Source organism: Caldisericum exile AZM16c01, assembly GCF_000284335.1.
GTDB lineage: Bacteria > Caldisericota > Caldisericia > Caldisericales > Caldisericaceae > Caldisericum > Caldisericum exile.
Genome location: NC_017096.1, coordinates 777,584 through 797,082, shown reverse-complemented (window position 1 = coordinate 797,082; position 19,499 = coordinate 777,584). Strand labels below are relative to the sequence as shown.

The 19,499-nt window shown below is 34.0% G+C and carries 20 protein-coding genes; 2 read left to right on the top strand and 18 right to left on the bottom strand.

The genetic code is table 11. The features are described 5' to 3' along the window. Positions 1 to 41: 41 nt before the first annotated feature. A complete protein-coding gene (locus CSE_RS03900; RefSeq protein ID WP_041726064.1) occupies positions 42 to 1,139 on the top strand; it encodes a DNA double-strand break repair nuclease NurA in 1,098 nt (365 codons plus the stop codon). Here the strand turns inward: CSE_RS03900 and ispG are convergent. The 15 genes from ispG to CSE_RS03825 form a co-directional block, all read right to left on the bottom strand. After that, positions 1,136 to 2,179 carry a flavodoxin-dependent (E)-4-hydroxy-3-methylbut-2-enyl-diphosphate synthase gene (gene ispG / locus CSE_RS03895; RefSeq protein WP_014453341.1) on the bottom strand — a complete coding sequence of 348 codons (1,044 nt, stop codon included), beginning with the start codon at positions 2,177 to 2,179 and terminating at the stop codon, positions 1,136 to 1,138. The two genes, CSE_RS03900 and ispG, sit on opposite strands and share 4 nt — an antisense overlap. Beyond that, positions 2,176 to 3,210 (bottom strand): RIP metalloprotease RseP, encoded by a 1,035-nt coding sequence (gene rseP, locus CSE_RS03890; RefSeq protein WP_014453340.1) that lies wholly within the window; start codon positions 3,208 to 3,210, stop codon positions 2,176 to 2,178. Before rseP ends, ispG begins: the two co-directional genes overlap by 4 nt. Beyond that, positions 3,207 to 4,349 carry a 1-deoxy-D-xylulose-5-phosphate reductoisomerase gene (locus CSE_RS03885; RefSeq protein ID WP_014453339.1) on the bottom strand — a complete coding sequence of 381 codons (1,143 nt, stop codon included), beginning with the start codon at positions 4,347 to 4,349 and terminating at the stop codon, positions 3,207 to 3,209. The genes rseP and CSE_RS03885 overlap by 4 nt, the downstream gene beginning before the upstream one ends. Further along, positions 4,339 to 5,028: an isoprenyl transferase gene (locus CSE_RS03880; RefSeq protein ID WP_014453338.1), complete on the bottom strand. Its 690-nt coding sequence runs from the start codon at positions 5,026 to 5,028 to the stop codon at positions 4,339 to 4,341. The genes CSE_RS03885 and CSE_RS03880 overlap by 11 nt, the downstream gene beginning before the upstream one ends. Next, the gene (frr, locus tag CSE_RS03875; protein ID WP_014453337.1) at positions 5,028 to 5,597 is read right to left on the bottom strand and encodes a ribosome recycling factor; all 570 of its coding nucleotides are present in this window, start codon (positions 5,595 to 5,597) and stop codon (positions 5,028 to 5,030) included. Before frr ends, CSE_RS03880 begins: the two co-directional genes overlap by 1 nt. A gap of 3 nt (positions 5,598 to 5,600) precedes the next feature. Further along, positions 5,601 to 6,314 (bottom strand): UMP kinase, encoded by a 714-nt coding sequence (gene pyrH, locus CSE_RS03870; protein ID WP_014453336.1) that lies wholly within the window; start codon positions 6,312 to 6,314, stop codon positions 5,601 to 5,603. A gap of 2 nt (positions 6,315 to 6,316) precedes the next feature. Beyond that, positions 6,317 to 6,904 carry a translation elongation factor Ts gene (tsf, locus tag CSE_RS03865; RefSeq protein ID WP_014453335.1) on the bottom strand — a complete coding sequence of 196 codons (588 nt, stop codon included), beginning with the start codon at positions 6,902 to 6,904 and terminating at the stop codon, positions 6,317 to 6,319. Positions 6,905 to 6,924: 20 nt separating this feature from the next. Then, positions 6,925 to 7,701: a 30S ribosomal protein S2 gene (gene rpsB, locus CSE_RS03860; RefSeq protein WP_014453334.1), complete on the bottom strand. Its 777-nt coding sequence runs from the start codon at positions 7,699 to 7,701 to the stop codon at positions 6,925 to 6,927. Between the two features lie 346 nt (positions 7,702 to 8,047). After that, positions 8,048 to 9,205 (bottom strand): WG repeat-containing protein, encoded by a 1,158-nt coding sequence (locus CSE_RS03855; RefSeq protein WP_014453333.1) that lies wholly within the window; start codon positions 9,203 to 9,205, stop codon positions 8,048 to 8,050. A 138-nt stretch (positions 9,206 to 9,343) separates the two neighbouring features. Next, positions 9,344 to 10,525, bottom strand: a complete 1,182-nt coding sequence (locus CSE_RS03850) for a M20 metallopeptidase family protein (protein WP_014453332.1) — start codon at positions 10,523 to 10,525, stop codon at positions 9,344 to 9,346. Continuing rightward, entirely contained in the window at positions 10,503 to 11,915 is a 1,413-nt protein-coding gene (locus CSE_RS03845) for a sigma-54-dependent transcriptional regulator (protein ID WP_014453331.1), read from the bottom strand. The genes CSE_RS03850 and CSE_RS03845 overlap by 23 nt, the downstream gene beginning before the upstream one ends. Next, on the bottom strand, positions 11,912 to 13,294 hold the full coding sequence (locus tag CSE_RS07895; protein WP_014453330.1) for an ATP-binding protein: 1,383 nt from the start codon (positions 13,292 to 13,294) through the stop codon (positions 11,912 to 11,914). The genes CSE_RS03845 and CSE_RS07895 overlap by 4 nt, the downstream gene beginning before the upstream one ends. Then, positions 13,294 to 14,256 carry a 6-phosphofructokinase gene (pfkA, locus tag CSE_RS03835; RefSeq protein WP_014453329.1) on the bottom strand — a complete coding sequence of 321 codons (963 nt, stop codon included), beginning with the start codon at positions 14,254 to 14,256 and terminating at the stop codon, positions 13,294 to 13,296. Before pfkA ends, CSE_RS07895 begins: the two co-directional genes overlap by 1 nt. Then, positions 14,253 to 15,269, bottom strand: coding sequence for a 6-phosphofructokinase (locus CSE_RS03830; protein WP_014453328.1), 1,017 nt, complete (start codon positions 15,267 to 15,269; stop codon positions 14,253 to 14,255). Before CSE_RS03830 ends, pfkA begins: the two co-directional genes overlap by 4 nt. 5 nt (positions 15,270 to 15,274) lie before the next feature. Next, a complete protein-coding gene (locus CSE_RS03825; protein WP_050981327.1) occupies positions 15,275 to 15,736 on the bottom strand; it encodes a CinA family protein in 462 nt (153 codons plus the stop codon). Between the two features lie 90 nt (positions 15,737 to 15,826). On the opposite strand from CSE_RS03825, the gene CSE_RS03820 reads away from it, so the two are divergent. Then, the gene (locus tag CSE_RS03820) at positions 15,827 to 17,533 is read left to right on the top strand and encodes a proline--tRNA ligase (RefSeq protein WP_014453326.1); all 1,707 of its coding nucleotides are present in this window, start codon (positions 15,827 to 15,829) and stop codon (positions 17,531 to 17,533) included. Positions 17,534 to 17,568: 35 nt separating this feature from the next. On the opposite strand, the gene CSE_RS03815 is transcribed toward CSE_RS03820, so the two are convergent. From CSE_RS03815 to CSE_RS03805, 3 genes are read right to left on the bottom strand one after another with little or no spacing between them, the layout of a single operon-like run. Continuing rightward, on the bottom strand, positions 17,569 to 17,811 hold the full coding sequence (locus CSE_RS03815) for an acyl carrier protein (protein WP_041726059.1): 243 nt from the start codon (positions 17,809 to 17,811) through the stop codon (positions 17,569 to 17,571). 13 nt (positions 17,812 to 17,824) lie between these two features. Next, the gene (gene fabZ / locus CSE_RS03810) at positions 17,825 to 18,268 is read right to left on the bottom strand and encodes a 3-hydroxyacyl-ACP dehydratase FabZ (RefSeq protein ID WP_014453324.1); all 444 of its coding nucleotides are present in this window, start codon (positions 18,266 to 18,268) and stop codon (positions 17,825 to 17,827) included. Next, the gene (locus tag CSE_RS03805) at positions 18,240 to 19,493 is read right to left on the bottom strand and encodes a 30S ribosomal protein S1 (RefSeq protein ID WP_014453323.1); all 1,254 of its coding nucleotides are present in this window, start codon (positions 19,491 to 19,493) and stop codon (positions 18,240 to 18,242) included. Before CSE_RS03805 ends, fabZ begins: the two co-directional genes overlap by 29 nt. Between the last annotated feature and the right edge of the window lie 6 nt (positions 19,494 to 19,499).

Sequence of the window (19,499 nt, the reverse complement as noted above, 5' to 3'; positions counted from 1 at the left end):
TCAATTTTTGATTCTTTTGAAAAGAAATGTATAATGTGAATATGAAGTTTAATAGCCAATTTTTAAAACAGATTAGAAGTGCCGCAGAAAATTATGTAGAACAAAACAACAAAAAGAAAAAATTATTGGAAAGGCTAAGTGAGGAAATTTTCAACATAGATTTTTCTTTGCTTGATTTAATTTCATCTCCACCGGAATATAACTATGCGAAATTTGAGGAAAAATTTTCTTTGTACACCTTTAATTCTAACTTTGTAAAAGATTATTCTATACTTGCAACTGATGGTTCAAGAATTACTATAGATGAAGGTCTTCCGTTTCCTTTTTATATAATAAATGTTGCATCAGTTTTTGAAAAAGTTGGCAAATCTTCAAGTCACAAAGTAAATAGCAAGTCCGAATTTTATTTTAATAAGAATGATCTTTATGATGAAAAAGGAGATTTTTTAGCCGAGCAAGATATTAATCTAAAGATGCTTTTGAAGGAAGCAGAATTTCTTTCTGAAAGTATTGAGATGTATAATCCAGATATTGCTCTTTTTGATGGTTCTCTAATATTATGGGGCTTGAAACAGTCTAAAAAAATTGAAACAAAAAAAGCAATAAATCTATACGAAAAACCTATATTTACAGCTTTCACACTTAAAAAGCCTATTGCAGGATACATAAGCGGCACAAGATCTAAGGAAGTTATAAAAACATTGATATTATACCTTAAAAGAAAAGGTAATAACGATATTAGTAATGAGTTATTGCTAAGTTTAAATGATTCGGACTTAATGAATAGTATTATGAAAGACAATCAACGAACTTCAATTTTCTCTTCAACAGAAAAACTTCTATCGAATTATTCTCATAAAATCTATTTCTTCTTTCTAAAAATTGGTCAAGAAGTAGTAAGAGTAGAAATTCCAGACTTTGTATACGAAAGCAAAGAGATTCTTGACAGACTTATTCATTTACTGTTTACAGAAATTGAAAGAGGTAAAGGTTATCCTCTGATTCTCAAATTAGCCCATTTTGAAGCCGTGATCAACGAAAAAGATAAAAAATTCATAGAAAATATTTTACGGTCTAAAATCAAAGAATCCTCGAGTTACTCTGAAAAGTTTTTATCTAAAATTTCAAGGAGAATTTAATTCTCATTTAAAATGTTTTCAATTTCATCTTTTAGCGCAGGGTATATTTCGTTTTCTTTTAAAATTTTTTTTATTTTTCCTTTTTTAAACAATACTCCTGAGTCCTTTCCACAGGCAACTCCTACATCTGCATCTTTTGCTTCCCCTGGACCATTTACAACGCATCCCATTACTGCAACTTTGATACTCTTATTCACATTTCCGAAATCTACGTTCAGTTTTTTTACTATTTCCTCGATTTCAACTTCTGCTCTTCCGCATGTAGGACATGAAATAATTTCAATTCCGTGCTTTCTTAAACCAAGAGCCTTTAGTATGTTATACCCTGCTATCACTTCCTCTACCGGATCTCCGGTGATGGACACCCTCAAAGTATCTCCAATACCTTCATTTAGAAGAATTCCTAAACCAACACTACTTTTTACAAGAGAGTCTCTTAATGGTCCTGCCTCTGTTATTCCTATGTGAATCGGATAATCAAAAAGTTCATTTATAATTCGATTAACTTCGACTGTTAGAAGAACATCAGATGTCTTTGCAGAGATAACTATATTATCAAAATCTACAGAATTGAGTATTCTAATTTCATTTTTAACACTATTAACCAAGGCTTCAACTAAATTTTTGGGTCTTTCCTTAAATGAGCCAAGGTTAGCGCCAATTCTAATAGGTATTCCTCTCTCTTTGCAAAGCATTGCTATTTTTTTGATCCAATCTCTGTCAGTAATATTTGATGGATTTAGCCTTATTTTATCTGCGCCGTTAATAACTGATTCAATAGCAACACGAGGGTCAAAGTGAATATCCGCAATGAGCGGAATATGAATTTTTTTCTTTATTTCTTTAATTTTGGCAGCTGCTTCAAGGTCTTTTACTGCTACACGTATAAGTTCACATCCATAATCTTCAAGCATTAGGATTTGGTTTACTGTTGCCTCGACATCTCTTGTGTCAGTCTTTGACATCGATTGAACACGTATTGGGTTATTCCCACCAATTAGAATGTCTCCAATACGAACTTCTTTTTTAATCTTTCTCATTTATTGATTAATTTTAATATATCGTTAATGCTTACAACAAACATGAGAATAAGCATAAAAATAAGAGCGATACTTTGAATTTTCGCTGTAAGATCCTTAGGAATTTTTCTACCGGAAACTCCTTCTGCTATAATTATTATAAGCCAACTTCCGTCAAGCGGTGGAATTGGTAGCAAGTTAGTAAAGGCAAGAGCAATACTAATGTAGGCAATAAAGAAAAGTAAATTAAGAAAACCAGCACTTGCAGCCTCTCCAGTCATCGAAATAATTCCAATAGGCCCAGTGATAGATGTGACACCTGCTCTTGTGAAAAGCTTTGGAAGAAATGTAAACATTTGGAATAAAGTTGAGAATGTCCATTTCATGCCTTCAATGAAGGATTTACCAGTACTATAAACCTCGCCTTTTGGAGAAATACCTATCATCCATTTTTTCTGTGTGGGATCAAACTTTGGCACAACCTGAATCTTAAGTATCTCATTTTCTCTTTTAATTTCAATAGTTGCAATATTTTCCTTATTTTCTTGAATGGCATTTACCAATTCGCTCCAAGTACGAATTTTTAAATCATTTACTTTAAGAATTGTATCACCTGGTTTTAAACCTGCAATTTCTGCAGGACTACCTTTAACTACGCTTGCAATAGTTGTTGTTGGTGATAAAGGATTACCAAACGATCCAAAAACAATGCCAAAAATTATTATTGCAACTACTAAATTCATAAGTGGTCCACCTAAAATAGTAAAAAACTTTGCAAAAAAACCTCTGTTATAAAAACTTTCCGGATCATCATAATTATCTTCCATCCCCTTTATCTTAACATACCCTAATATAGGAAAAAGACCAATTTTAAACTTCATTCCATTTGTTTCTTTTGGTTTATGCTCGTAAATTGTAGGACCAAAGCCAATTGCGAATTCCTCTACAGGAATGTTTGAAATTCTTGCAATTAAAAAATGCCCAAATTCATGTGCTAAGGCAAGAAAACTGATTATTAAAATCCCATACGTTGCATAAATAATACCACTCATGTTCTTCTCCTTAATAGTTCACTAATTTTATTTTTTGACTCAAAATATACATATTCAACTTCATCAAAACTTTCAATCTTTTTATATTTTACAGTACTAAGAAATTCTATAAGGAACTTTTCAATATCAAGAAAAGAAATTTCACCTTCAATAAACTTCTCAACCAAAACCTCATCCGCTGCTACAATTGAAGGCAAGTAATTTCCACCAAGCATAGCATAATTTAATACTATATCAAAAAGCGGAAAAGTTTTCCTATCTATTTCGAAGAACGTTAACTTTCCCAATGATACCAAATCAGTTTTTTGCAATCTTGATATTGCTCTTTCGGGATAGGTTAAAGCATATTGAATGGGCAAAGACATATCTGGCTTACTTAAAAGACCTTTGATTTCCCCATCTATAAACTCAACCATTGCATGGATTACACTTTCGCGCTGGACTAATGCATCGATTTTAGAATATGGGACATTGAATAAAAAATGAGTTTCTATAATTTCGAATGCTTTATTTATAAGATTCGCAGAATCAACGGTAATCTTTTTTCCCATTTTCCAATTCGGATGTCTTAGCACATTACTTACAGTTACATTTTTCAAGTAGTCTCTGCTATATCCAAAGAAAGGTCCGCCTGACGCAGTGATATGAATTTTTTCTATGAAATTCTTTTCCTCGCCTAATAATAGCTGAAAAACGGCATTTGTTTCAGAATCAATTGGTATAATTTGATTGCTGAATTCCTTGTTTTCGAAAAGGATTTCACCAAACGCAATTATACTTTCTTTGTTTGCTATCCCGATTCTTACTCCATTATCAAGACAAACTTTTATAGATTTGGCGGAAGAAATACCTGCTGCAAGGAAAAGGACAATGTCGGGATTGGACTCAAGCACACATTCGTGAACATTTTCAAAACTACATACTTTAGTGGCGGTAGGTTCAACCTTTTCTATAAACTGGGTATCCAATGAAACAAATAAAGGTTTAGCGATTTGTATCTGTTTATTAATCTCTTCAAAATTTTTTAGAGCAGTAAGACCAACAATTGTATATCCAAGTTTTGTTGCTAAATCAAAAGCCTTTTTCCCAAGTATACCTGTAGATCCAAAAATAACAACTCTTTTATCTTTAGACTCCACCAAATCTTCTCTCCCTTTTATTATAGTCTTTAAGAATATTAAAAAATTCTTCTTTTGTAAAATCTGGCCAAAGAGTTTTCGTAAAGTAAAGTTCTGTATATGCTATCTGAAAAAGAAGAAAATTACTTAATCGCATTTCTCCGCTTGTCCTTATTAACAGATCAGGATCAGGTAAATTCCAAGTATAAAGATACTTAGAAAAATTTATTTCATTTATATCTTCTCCGCTACTGCAAATTTGTTTACAGGCTTCAATGATCTCATGTCTACCGCCATAATTTATTGCCACTGTTAAAAGAAGTTTCGTGCCTTTTTCTGTTTCTTTAAGTGCGTAATCCATTGCTTTTCTTAAAGGCATTGGAAGTGGAGAAAAATCACCAATAAAATTTAACTTTACTGAATTTTCTTTCAATTCAGGGATATAATTCTGAATTGCATCAACAAACAGATTCAGCAAAAAAGATACCTCCTCAGGACTTCTTTTCCAGTTTTCCGTGGAAAATGCAAAGAGCGTTAAATACTTTATTCCTACTTCTACTGAAGCCTCAACTATTTTTTTTACTACCTTGACACCTTCTTTATGTCCTTCAGTTCTTTTTAAACCTCTTTCAATAGCCCATCTCCCATTCCCATCCATTATTATCACAACGTGTTTAGGAACAGGAGATATTTCATCCATCAAACCTCCAGTATCTCCTTTTCTTTCTTTTCAAGTCTATCATCAATTATATCAATGTATTTCTCTGTAAGTTGTTGTATTTTTTCCTGCAATCTAAATTTATCGTCTTCAGAAATTTCTTTGTTCTTTTCCATTGTCTTTATCTTTTCTATTTCATCGCGCCTTATTGCTCTCACTTCTTCTCTGAATTCTTCTGCAAGCTTCTTTACCTGTACAACAAATCTCTGCCTTTCTTCCTCCGTTAGTTTAGGGAATGGAAGAGTAATTGTTGTTCCATCACTTTGAGGTGTAACTCCCAAATTTGCTTTTAAAATTGCTCGTTCAATTTCCTTTAAAAGTGACTTATCCCAAGGCTCAACAACCAATAACCTCGGCTTTGGTGAAACAACAGTTGCAACTTGTTTCAATGGCATCAAAGTCCCGTATGCTTCCACCTTTACAGGGTCAAGGATTTCTGGGGTAACACGGGTTGCCATAATTTTTGCAAATTCACGCTCCATCACTTCGACTGCTTTCTTCATTTTTTCTTCTGTTTCACTTAAAATTTTCTTCTCTAATTCTGCATTCATCCTTTATCCCTCCTTTATCACAGTTCCTACTTTTCCATCTATTACTGCCTTTATTAACGTATCTTTGCCTTTTATACTAAAAAGAACTATTGGTAACTTAAAGTCCCTACACAAGGAAACCGCAGTTGCATCCATTACTTTCAAATTCTTCAACAAAAATTCAGTATAAGTAATTGTCTCATACCTTACTGCTTTTTCATTTTTCATGGGATCATCGGAATAAACAGCATCGACCTTAGTTGCTTTGAAAATTGCTTCTGCCTTTAATTCAAGTGCCCTGAGTGCAGCAGTAGTATCAGTGCTAAAGAAGGGGAGACCTGTGCCTCCCCCAAAAATAATCACTCTTCTTTTTGAAAAATGAGAAAGTGCTTTTGCAAGTATATACGGCTCTGCAACCTCCGGTATAGTAAAACTTGACATTACTCTTGCGTCAATATCTCTTCTTAATAGTGCATTTTGGAGAGCAAGGGCATTAATAATTGTTGCAAGCATTCCCATATAGTCCCCAGTTGCTCTGTCAATACCCAATTTTTCAGCTTCTGCACCTCTAAGGATATTCCCACCACCGATTACTATGCCAATTTCGATCCCTTGCTGATGCAAGTACGCAATTTGTTCTGCAAGGTCATCGAGAGTATTTTTGCTTATTCCAACACCATCTATATCCGCTAATGCTTCGCCACTTAACTTTAGTATAATCCTTTTATACTGTGGCAAATCTATTCACCTACCTTGAAACGTACAAATCTTCTTACAGTTATATTTTCTCCAAACTTTGAAATATGTTCCTTAATCAATTGTTCAATAGTGATGCTTTCGTCTCTAAGATACGGCTGCTCAAGAAGGCAGTGTTCCTTATAGAAGGTTTCAATCTTTCCTTCAATAATTCTATCGATAACGTTTGCAGGTTTGCCTTCTTCTTCCAACTGCTTTCTATATATTTCTTTTTCTTTTTCAATAACATCTTCAGGTACTTCTTCGCGAGAGACATAATCTGGTGAGGAAGCAGCAATTTGGAGCGCAATTTCATCGGCCAATTTTTTAAATTCATCAGTTCTTGCAACAAAATCAGTTTCGCAGTTTACTTCTACAAGGACTCCCAGTTGATTTCCAGGATGAATATAAGAAGCAACAACACCTTCATTAGTTACTCGCCCTGCTTTTTTAACAGCCTTTGCAATTCCCTTTTCTCTTAAAATATCTATTGCCTTTTCTATATCACCATTTGCTTCCTCTAAAGCCTTTTTGCAATCTGCAATTCCTGCGCCTGTTCTTGAACGCAATTCTTTAATTAAATCTAAGCCCATATAAAATCACCCCTTTTCCATTATTTTTTATAGTCTTCGAATTCTTCAAAATCAAACTCTTTCGTGAGGAGTTCTTCTTCAGTGACTTCCTCTTGTGTCTCTTCTCTCTCAACTTTTCCTTCTCTTCCTTCAATAACTGCATTCGCAATTATAGATGTTATAAGCCTAAGAGAACGTATTGCATCATCGTTCCCTGGAATCGGATAGTCTATTTCTTCAGGATTTGAGTTAGTATCACAAATACCAATAATTGGGATTTTAATCTTTCTTGCTTCCAATATTGCACTTCTTTCTTTGTGAGTATCAGTTACAAAAATCGCCCATGGCAACGTAATCATATCCTTCAGACCACCATAGAGTTTCCTTAACTTTGCCAATTCTCTTTCAAGTTTTACTCGTTCTTTTACAGAAATAGTATCAAAGTAACCTTCTGTTTCAAGCTTTTCAAGTTCCTTTAATCTATTTATACTCTTTCTAACAGTCTGGAAGTTGGTTAATAGTCCTCCAACCCAACGTTCATTTACGTAAGGCATTCCGCATCTTTCTGCCTCTTCCTTAACGATGTCTTGAGCAGCCTTTTTTGTTCCGACGAAAATAATTTTTCCACCTTGTTTTGTAATGTCCACAACAAAGTTATAGGCTTCCTCAATTTTTTGAACGGTAAGTCTAAGGTCAAAGATATGGATCCCATTTCTCTCTGTAAAGATAAACTCTTTCATTCTGGGATCCCATCTCTTAGTCTGATGTCCAAAATGGACACCCGCTTCAAGTAGTTCTTTCATTGAAACTACACCCATAATTTAACCTCCTAATTTAGTTTTTTTCCTCCCATCCTTCATCTTTTCGGAGGCAGTTAAATTACTGCACTTTCCGAAAATCCAGATGGTGTGTAATCATTATATTTTAAGGATTTAAGCAAAAAAATCAAGTAACTTAAATTTAACTTTAACAGGCTTAAGTAATTTTACTATAGCAAAATTTACATGTCTTTACAAAAAGGTTAAATAAATTAATAAAAAACTTAATAAATGGTTTTTTATGAAATTGTCCTTTATTTTATAAGCAACTTATTTATTAAGCAATAGGTTCCTATTGCTTAAAATGAAAAACTTCAAGTTAAAATAAACATATTAATTATCGATATTATTCCTGCCAAAACTGCCTACCTGTTTTGTCTATATATACCCAATCTTTATATAATAAAACAAGCGCAATGCCTTCGTTAAAATTATTGGCAAAGTCAAAAATGTTTGGAATCACAAGGTTGCCTTTTTTATCAACGTAGCCATATTTACCATTTAGTGAAATAACGGCAAGGTCGTCGTTGAAAGAATTGGCAATGTCATATTTTGGAGAAATTACAAAAGTACCTTTACCATCAATATATCCCCACCTACTACCAACCATAATTGGTGCAAGACCTTCTCTAAATTCACCTGCCTTCTCAAATTGTGGAGCTATCGCCATATTACCTTTTGTATCGATATATCCCCATTTTCCTTTAACATTAACAGCAGCTAATCCATCGCTAAAGTTGCATGCAGCATTAAATACTTTTCCAAATAATTTTTCTCCTTTGGTGTTTATAAAAGTCCAACCATCTTCAACCTGAACACAAGCGATCCCTTTAACAAATTGATTTGCCCATTTGAATTTAGCAGGAATTACTAAATTGCCAGTTTTATTTAAAAATCCATATTGAGTTTTAGGATATTGACCAAATCCTACAACAGCATACCCTTCTTTAAAGGGATGAGCGTCATCAAAAATCTTACCAAATACATTTTTACCATCTTTATCAATATAAACCCAACTTTCGTTCCAACAAACCGCTGCCAATCCCTCGCGAAATGGGTAAACCGAAGTAAATTGTATTGGGATAACTAGGGTTCCTTTTTCATCAACATATCCCCATTTGTAGTTCTTTTCAACAGCAGCAAGTCCATCTGAAAAAGGCAGAACTTTATCATAGGACGCCGGTATCACTATGTTTTTGTTTTTGTCACAAAAACCCCAAAGTTCATTTTTTCTAATTGGAATTAGTTTTGCAGTAATTTGAGATATTTCTTTTTGTTCAGTTCCAGACTGTTCAGTAGATGTTTGTCCCTTATTAGATGTTGTCTCGTTAGTTGTTCTTGAACAAGAAAATGTCGTGGCTACAAAAGCAAAAACCAAAATGGTAATTACTACTCTTACGAACTTAGAAAAACTAAAGTAATTGTTAAAATTTTTTTTCGGAAATAAAAACTTTAGAAATTTTTGAGAAAATTTAATGAAAGATTCAAAACCCTCTGTATTCATTCCACACCTCCTCATTAAATTATATGCAGTGTGAAATTTTGTCAAGTAATATTTGCTAATATCCGAGGTACGTGAGCAAAATTATTCCTTAAAAATATAAATTAAACTTCCTTGTAAAACTTGTAAAATGATAAGTTTCTATTTGTATAGCTTCTCTAAGTTTAAAACTGTTGCAACATGCATTTTTACTCCTGTCGGAAGAATGTCCTCATCAATGTCAAATTTTGGTGAATGGTTAGGATATATTATACCTTTTTCCTCATTTAACGCACCCAACCAATAAAATGCACCAGGCCTTTCCCTTAAGAAATAAGCCATATCTTCGCCACCCATAGATATTGGTGCTTCATGAATGTTGTTTTCACCAACAATTTCTTTTGCAATACCTTTTATAAAATGTACTGATTTTTTGTCATTGACTAATGGAGGATATCCAAAATTGTACTCTAAAATAGCACTTGCTCTAAATAAATGTGCCGTGTGAATTGTTATCTGCTCTATCCTTTCTTTGATGAATTTGGAAACGTCCTCCTTTAAGGTTCTTACCGTTCCCTGAAGTTCTGCAGTTTCTGGTATAACATTAAACACATCGCCAGAAAAAATTTTCCCGAAAGATAATACCGCTGGTTCGAGAGGATCAACCTCTCTTGAAATAATTGATTGGAGGGCAAGTACAATATGTGAAGAAATCATAATTGGGTCTACTGCTTTGTGGGGATATGCTCCATGACCACCCGATCCTTTTACTTTAATTTTAAAACTGTCTGCTTCGGCCATCATTATGCCTTCTTTAACAAAGATTGTATTCGCTTTGTAAAAACCTGCGACATGTAGACCAAAAGCAAAATCTACATGAGGATTTTCGAGCACCCCTTCTCTTATCATACCAATCGCTCCTCCAGGGTCTCTCTCTTCCGAAGGTTGGAAAATAAACCTTACATTAAACTGTAAACTATCTTTTAGAAGTGTTAAAACTTTTGCTGCAACAAGAAGCATTGCAGTATGTGAGTCGTGACCACAGGCGTGCATCTTTCCATCTATTTTTGATTTATACTTAACATTATTCTCTTCTTGAATGGGCAAAGCGTCCATATCTGCCCTCAGGAGTACCGTTCCCAAGGCACTCTCAACCTTTAAGTCTGCTACAACTCCTGTTTTATTTACACCTTTTTTAACATCAAGACCAAGTTTTGAAAGATAATTGAAGACAAGATCAGAAGTCCTATACTCTTCGAATGCTGTTTCTGGATACATGTGGATTTCTCTTCGCAATTCAATTACTTCGTCCTTTAGATCATCAACTATCTTCAGATTTTCCATTTTCTTCTCCCTCTTTGATTAAATTATAATACCTTAACTTATTAAAAAGAGATTTTCTCGAAATTCCTAAAATTTGGGCAGCCTTTGTTTTATTTCCTTGTGCTCTTTCAAGTGCCTTAATAATAGCCTCTTTTTCAATTTTTTCTATGAGTTGTGGTAAATTCAAATTTTCCTCATCAATTTGCGCCTTATTTTCTTCTTTTTTTTGAATCTTACTTTGTAATGTCTGAGGTAAATCTTCTAACAAAATCAAGGGAGCAGAGGTTACAATAACCCCTCTTGCAATTGCATTCTCTAATTCCCTTACGTTTCCTGGCCAATCATATTCCATGAAAAGTTCAAGTACTTCTTTAGAAACACCACGAACGTTTTTCTTGTATTTTTCAGAATATTTACTAACAAAATAATCTACAAGCAATGGAATGTCTTCCTTTCTTTCTCTAAGAGGAGGAAGCCAAATTGTAACAACATTTAATCTATAAAATAAGTCTTCTCTAAACTCACCAGACTCAACCAGTTTCTCAAGATCTCTGTTAGTTGCAGCAAGAACTCTTGCTGTTGTAGTTATTGTTTCATTTCCGCCAACACGGTTAAAAGTCTTCTCTTGGAGAACTCGTAGAAGTTTCGCTTGTAAGTTTAAACTCATGTCACCAATTTCATCTAAAAAAATCGTTCCTTCGTTTGCTTGTTCAAACTTGCCAATTCTTTTGGTATAAGCGTCAGTAAACGCCCCTTTTTCGTGTCCAAACAATTCTGATTCTAAAAGACTTTCAGGTATTGCTGCACAGTTAACTACAACAAAAGGTTTGTTTCTTCTTGTACTGTGATGGTGTATTGCTTTTGCTACGAGTTCTTTGCCAGTTCCACTTTCTCCTCTTATCAAAACAGTTGCATCGGATTCGGCGATCTTTCCTATCTCTTTGAAAACTTCTTGCATTTTGGAAGAATTTCCAACAATTTCGTCCGATGCATATCTATTTTCTTCTTTTTCAAAACTTGGTACGTTTTCTGTAAGTTCTTTAAGTTCAATTGCCTTTCTTACCTTAATCTTCAATTCTTCAATATCAAACGGTTTTGTAAGGTAATCATATGCGCCTTTTTTCATTGCCTTAATCGCAAGATCAGAACTTCCGTACGCAGTTAAAAAAATTACGGGAAGACTATTATTTATTTCCCGTATTTTTAAAAATGCCTCCATTCCGTCTAAAACTGGCATTCTTACATCCATTAAAACGCAATCAAAATCATTTGTTTTTACTTGTTCGACGGCATCTTTCCCGTTATCAACCTCAACAACTTCATAACTTTCATCTTTTAAAGTCTCACCTAAAAGCATTCTAATATTTTCTTCGTCATCTGCAACAAGAATTTTATATTTTTTAATCTTCATTGTAGATCCCTCGTCGGTAGTACTATTATGAATTTTGTTCCAACACCTAATTTACTTTCAACAAAAATTTCACCACCATGTTCTTCTACAATTCTATGAACAATGGCAAGTCCTAGCCCTGTTCCATGCTCTTTTGTTGTATAAAAAGGTACAAATATATTCTTTAGTGTATCTTCAGTCATTCCAGATCCATTGTCCTGAACAATTATCTTTATATTTTTACCCTCACTAATACATTCTATTTCAATTATGCCTTCTTCTTTATCAATTGCTTGAATTGCATTAATAACAAGATTCAAGAATAGTTCTTCGAGTTTTCTTTCATCTGCAACTATTGTTAAATCTTCACATTTTAGGTCAAATTTAATATTTTTATTTGATTCATATTGCTTTGCAAGTTCTAAAATATGGTTGAAAAATAGTCTCAGATTAAATTTAACAAGTGTCAAAGGAGTTGGTTTTCCATACTTGAGTAGGTCATCTACAATTCGTCCAAGTCTTTCTGTTTCAGTGAGAATTGGTTTTACAAATCTTTCTTCGTCTTTTCCTTGAAGTTTTTGAGAGAGAATAGTAGCAAAACCTTTAATTGAAGTTAATGGGTTCCTTACTTCATGTACAATTCCAGCAGTAAATAATCCAAGGGACTTTAGGGCCTCGGCTTTTTGCATTTCTTCAACATTTCTTTTCAAATTTTCTGCCATAATGTTTATTGAGGTTGCAATATCGCCAATTTCTCCACCGTAATTCGGAAACCTAAAATCAAGATTTTTTTCAAGGTTTTTCAGTCCTTTGCGAATTTGGAGAATTCTCACACTAAAGAAAGAAGTAATGATAAGAACAATTAGCATGGTAATTAACGCAAGATAAAATATTATCCGGTTTATAGAATAAATAACGGCATTAACATTGTCTTTTATTATGAATTGGGGAATTGCTGAAAAAATATAACCTCCACCATATTTTTCGGGAATTGCAACCATTACAATAATTTTTTTGATTAAATTTCCTTTTGATGACTGGACGTTTACAGGATTGTTAAATATTGGTAGATAATACCCAATCTCTACATCAGAATAAGCTGAAGATATTGTTGAAAAGTAGTTATCAAACGCTGGTTTCAAAAATACATTAATATAAAGATTACGTTCCTTTTGGGAAATATGATCGTATCCTCGAAGGAGAGATTCTGCGGTGTACATCTTTTCAAAGCGTTCTTCTATCTGCTTACTTATCACTGTAAGTCTCTTAGTTTCGCTTGAAATCTCATTTTGCTCAAGATACTGGGAAATGCTTGATGAAATAGTGAAAAATGTAAATATAATAAATATCACAAGAACGAATATCAATTGAAACCTAATAGACGTAAATATTCTTCTCATTACACGGACACTTCCTCTATTATATCGTATAACTTATAGTTTATCTCCTTGAATTTCTTTACTGCGTCCTCAAAAGGAATATGGACAATACGGTTATCTTTAATACCAACCACAAATCCCGGATTTCCCTGAATAAGTAAATCAACTGCTTCAGCGCCAAACATTGTCGCTATAATTCTATCAAAACGTGTAGGTGCTCCACCCCGTTGTATATAACCGAGTACAGAATATTTTACATCAAGCTCGGGTAGTTTTTCTTTTATCCTTGTCTGAAGGTCTTGAGCACGTATCGCGCCTTCTGCCGTTACAATCATATGGTGCTTTTTCTTCTTTTCAAGTCCTCTTTGTATATTTTCAACTATCTTTTCAATATCAAATCTCCTTTCAGGAACAAGCACTATATCAGCGCCACTTGCAAGTCCTGCTTCAAGTGCTATAAAGCCTCTATTCCTACCCATTACTTCGACAATAAAGGTTCTTGAGTGTGACGTTGCGGTATCTCTAATTTTATCAATCGCTTCTATTGCAGTATTCACGGCAGTATCAAATCCAATTGTGTAGTCAGTTCCCCAAAGGTCATTGTCGATGGTTGATGCTACTCCAACTACCGGAAAGCCTTTATTGAAAAGTGAAAGACTCCCAGATTGTGAGCCGTTTCCGCCGATAACTACGAGTCCTTCAATCCCCTCTTCCTTCATATTCTTAATTGTGATTTCCTGTATTGAATCGTCCTTAAATTCCTCAGCTCTTGAGGATAAAAGAAAGGTTCCACCTTCTTCAAGTAATCCGCTTACATCACGTGGAAGAAGTTTTTTAAATTCCTTTTTAATTAATCCTTTGTATCCTTCATAAACACCGATAACCTCAACACCCCTTGAAAAGCCAATTCTTGCTACGCTTCTTATTGCAGCATTCATTCCGGGGGCATCTCCCCCGGATGTTAAAACTGCTATTCTCTTCATTTTTCAAAAACTTTCATAAATTTAATCCATTCCTCATCAACGAGTTTTTGTTTACCCGCTGCATCTTCAAGAGGAACTGCAATGACTTTGTTTCCAGAAATCGCAGCCATCTTTCCAAAGTCGCCTTCATGTACCATTTCTACAGCCTTTACACCAACACGTGTAGCAAGAATACGATCGAATACCGTCGGAGGACCTCCTCTTTGTATATGTCCTATGATTGCGCTACGCGTAGAGATTCCAAGTTTTTTAGATATTAAGTCGGCAACATATTCATGAACACCTCTCTTCTGGAGAAGTGCGTGTCCAAATTCATCTACTTCGGTAGTTGTTTCGGTTGGAATTTCAATACCCTCGGATACCACAACAAGAGCATAACCTTTTTCCTCATACTTCTTCTTTAGATGCTCACACATCTTATCGTAATCTGGCTTTTCTTCTGGAATCAAAATCCAATCGGCAGCACCAGCAATTCCTGTAAAAAGTGCAACCCAACCTGCTTCTCTTCCCATTACCTCAAGAACAATAATTCTCTTATGAGATTTTGCTGTATCTCTTAACCTATTAAGAGCATCCACCGCAACTTCAACGGAAGTAAAGAACCCAAAGGTGTAGTCGGTCTGTGATAGATCATTATCCATAGTTTTTGGAACTCCTACAACCTTAACCCCTAGTTTGTGAAGTTTTAGTGCAACAGAAAGAGTATCGTCTCCACCTATTGCAATTAATGCATCAATATTGTTTTTCTTTAGAGTTTCAATTACCTTTTCCGGACCGTGTTCTTCCTTGAAAGGATTTGTTCTTGATGTATAAAGAATCGTACCGCCGTAATTTATAATTTCCTCTACATCTTTTATGGAAAGTTGCCTTTTCTTGTCTTCAATAAGGCCTTTCCAGCCCTCTTCAAAACCAATGACTTCATCTCCAAAATCAAATGCCCTATAAACCACGCCTCTAATTGCAGGATTTAACCCTGGACAATCGCCACCACCCGTTAGAACACCAATCCTCATAGTTATCAACCTCCTTGTAAAATTTCAATTAATTTATTAATTAAAAACTCAGTGATATACTCTCTTATTATAGCACGATCACCTTCAAATTTATTTTCAAAAACAAAATTTTCATCCTTTATTACAATTCCTACGTAGCAAAGGCCAACTTGTTTTCCCTCAATTGAATCTGGTCCGGCAATCCCCGTAGTTGAAACTCCAACATCAGCTCCAAAAATTCCCTTAACGTTTCTGGCCATTATTTCCGCAATTAAAGGATCAACTGTTCCTAATTTTTTAATCAATGTTTCGTCAATCTTTAATATATTGACTTTTGCATTTGGGGAATATGCAATAATCCCGCCTAAAAATACTTTAGAACTGCCAGGGACATCGGTTATTGATTTAGCAACAAGTCCACCTGTAACTGATTCAGCAGTTGCAATAGTTAAATTTCTTTCTTTTAGAGTATTTACTAATTTTTGCAATAAATCTCTCATACTGTGTAAATTTTACACTATTTTAAAGAATATGCAAGATATATATAATATGGAAATTAAAATGAAAGGAGTTAACTTATGAGAATAAAAGACTTTTTTCTTCCTACATTACGAGAAGATCCGCAAGATGCGGAAATAGAAAGCCATAAGTTAATGATAAAAGCTGGTCTTATACGAAAAATGGCAGCAGGTGTATATTCATATCTTCCTTTTGGGTATATTGCTTTAAAGAATGTTGAGAAAATAATAAGAGAAGAAATGAATAACGCAGGTGCACTTGAACTTCTTTTCCCTGCAATTATGCCAAAGGAACTGTGGGATGAAACAGGTAGATGGGAGATTTACGGAGATGAGATGTTTAAATTAAAAGATAGAAAAGGAAGATTCTTTTGTCTTGGACCCACTCATGAGGAAGCAGTAGTTGACCTTGCAAGAAAAGAATTACGATCATATAAAGATTTACCAAAAATATTTTATCAGATACAAACTAAATACAGAGATGAAATTAGACCACGTTTCGGATTAATGAGAGCAAGAGAGTTCCTTATGAAGGATGCATATTCTTTTGATACATCAGAAGAGAACCTAGAAATAAGTTATAAAAAGATGTATGATGCCTATATTAAAATTTTCAAAAGGTGTCATCTTGATGTTATTCCTATTGAGGCAGACTCCGGAGCAATTGGGGGTAAAGTTTCACATGAATTTGTTGTGATTTCTGAGTTGGGAGGGGAAAGTGAATTTGTAATGTGTCCCAAATGTGGATATGCTGCCAACATAGAAGCAGCAAAATCTTTGGACTCGGAAACTTTGGAGACAGAAGACGAAGAGCCTCTCGAAAAAATAAACACTTTTGATAATAAAACAATTGAAGAAGTTTCAGATTTCCTAAAGGTACCCAGGCATAAGCTTGCAAAATCTCTTGTCTACAAGATAGATCACAAATATGTACTTGCGGTTATTCGTGGAGATGATGAGTTAAATGAAGTAAAGTTAAAGAACTTCTTTAATGCAAAGTCTTTGGAGTTAGCAACTGACGAAGAGGTATTGAGCATTTTTAAAGCACATACAGGTGCAATAGGTCCAGTAAATTCGCCAATTGAAACTATAGTAGATAAAAAAGTTTTGAAAATGAAGAACTTTATATGTGGGGCAAATGAAGATGGATTCCACTTAAAAAATGTTAATCTATATCGAGATTTTACGCCAAACTATGTAGAAGATATTCGAGTTGTAAAAGAAGGCGATTTCTGTCCCAAATGTGGCACACCTTTAAAAAAATACAACGGAATAGAGTTAGGGCATACATTTAAATTGGGAACAAAATATTCCGAGAAAATGAATGCCACATTCCTTGATGCAGATGGTAAAGAAAAACACTTCATCATGGGTTGCTATGGTATTGGCGTTGGAAGAACATTGCAAGCAATAATTGAAAAATTTCATGACGATAAAGGGATAATTTGGCCAATGAATATTGCACCATTTAAAGTGGAAATTCTACCTATTAACACAAGTGATGAAGAAATAAACAATGCAAGCAATCGATTGCATGAAAGTTTAGTTAAAGAAGGGATAGAAGTTCTTTTAGATGATAGAGATGATTTAAGTGCAGGGGAAAAATTTAATGATGCGGATTTAATTGGAATTCCACTTCAAGTAATTGTAGGTAGAGCATTCAAGAAAGAAGGAAAGTTTGAAATAAAAATTAGAAAAACCGGAGAACGAAAAACAATGGATTTTAATGAGATAGTAAACTTTATTAAAGAAGCGATAAAAGAATAAAAAGAGGGCCTTATGGCCCTCTAAATTTTACATTTCTACTTTAAGTGTTCTTTAATATACTGGATAGTACTTCCAACAGTAGTAATTTTCTCAATGTCTTCGTCAGGAATTTTCATTCCAAATTCATCTTCAAGAGCCATAGCAATGTCAACTAGAGCAAGAGAATCAGCACCAAGGTCTTCAACATACTTTGCTTCATCTTTAATTTTATCTTCTTCTAATCCTAACTTTTCTATAATTACCTTTTTAACTTTTTCTCTAATTTCCGTCTCTTCCATCATATACCTCCTATTATTCAACAATTTTTATTGAGATAGTCCCTTTAGCAACTAAATTGTCGTTTACAAACGCCTCTACGTAACTTTTTGCAATACCAAATTTAACATTAACCATATTTGCAATAACTTTAACCGTATCGCCTGGGCCTACTTTTTTAATAAATTTAAAATCGTCAACTCCTACAAGAAATCCAAAGGAATTTCTAAATTTATCGACCGTTAAAAGTATAAATGCAGAAACTTGGGCACACATCTCAACAAGAATAACGCCAGGTACTATTGGAAAATTTGGAAAGTGCCCTCTAAAAATTTCTTCGTCTTCTTTAAATCTCTTTAAACCTATAGCACTATTCCCTGGTGTTACTTCTATAATCTCGTCAACAAATAAAAATGGCTCTCTATGGGGAAGAAATTGTTTTATTTCCTCCTTATTTATTCTGATTTTCTCCTTGTTCATTTTCCAATATCGCCCTTCTACTCAATTTCATTTTTCTGTTTTCTTTATCAATAGACATTACCTTTGCTTGTAATTTATCTCCTATTTTCACAAAGTTTTCGATCTTATCTATTCTTTTTGTATCTAATTGAGAAATATGAATAAGACCTGTGATACCCTCATCAAGTTCAAGAACAACACCAAATGGATGTATCCTAAGAACTGTACCTTCTACAATGCTTCCAATTGGATATTTCTCTTCTACAATCTCCCATGGATGAGGTTTAGTTTGTCGTAAACTTAAGGAAACTTTCTCGTTATCAAGATTAACCGATAAAACTCTCACCTTTATTTTTTCCCCGACTTTAACTACCTCGTGCGGGTCCTTCCTTCTTCCCCACGTTAGTTCGTTAATTCTAATAAGTCCTTCTACTCCATTTCCAATATCTACAAATACTCCAAAATCTTGAATTGCTTTTACTGTGCCTTCATAAATTTCACCCTTTTTTAGATTAACGAGAGTTTGTTTTCTTAATTGTTCCTTTTCCTCTTGCAATACTTTTAATCGTGAAGCGATAACTCTCTTGACTTTTGGATCAACTTCAATAAGGTAAACTTCAATCTCCTTTCCTATGGATGAATCTAGGGATTCTCCTTTTTTTAACCCTACTTGTGATTGTGGCAAAAATGCAGAAACTCCATCAATATCAAGAAGAAGACCGCCTTTTATAAGCTTTTCTACTTTTGCTTTTACCTTCTCTTCATTTTCCATCTTCTTCTTTAAATCCTCATACTTCTTTATATTATCCGCCAATTTTTTAGATAGAACTAAATTTGGACCATCTCTTAAGACCATTACATTGATTTTATCTCCAACCCTAACAACATCTGAAGCAGAATTTACTTGCTTATTCGTAAGTCCTTTCAAAGGAATAAATACATCTTCTTTAGTGCCAGCATTAACATAAGCACCATTTGCATCGACCTTTACGACAGTTACTGTTATTATATCGCCTTTTTTAAACGACTTCATTAAAAAGGTTTCGTTTTGATTGTGATTTTGTTTTTGGACGTTATTATTTACATTTTCGTTAAAATTAATTTTTTCAGGTTTTTCTTCTTTTATGGTTTCTTCTCTTCTGACTTCTTCTTTAACACTTTGGGGTAATTTTTCTGAAGCTGCCTTGGTTAAAATTGACTCTATATCATTTGGGTTAACATTTTCATAAAAATTCTTCTCTTCCATGGTTCA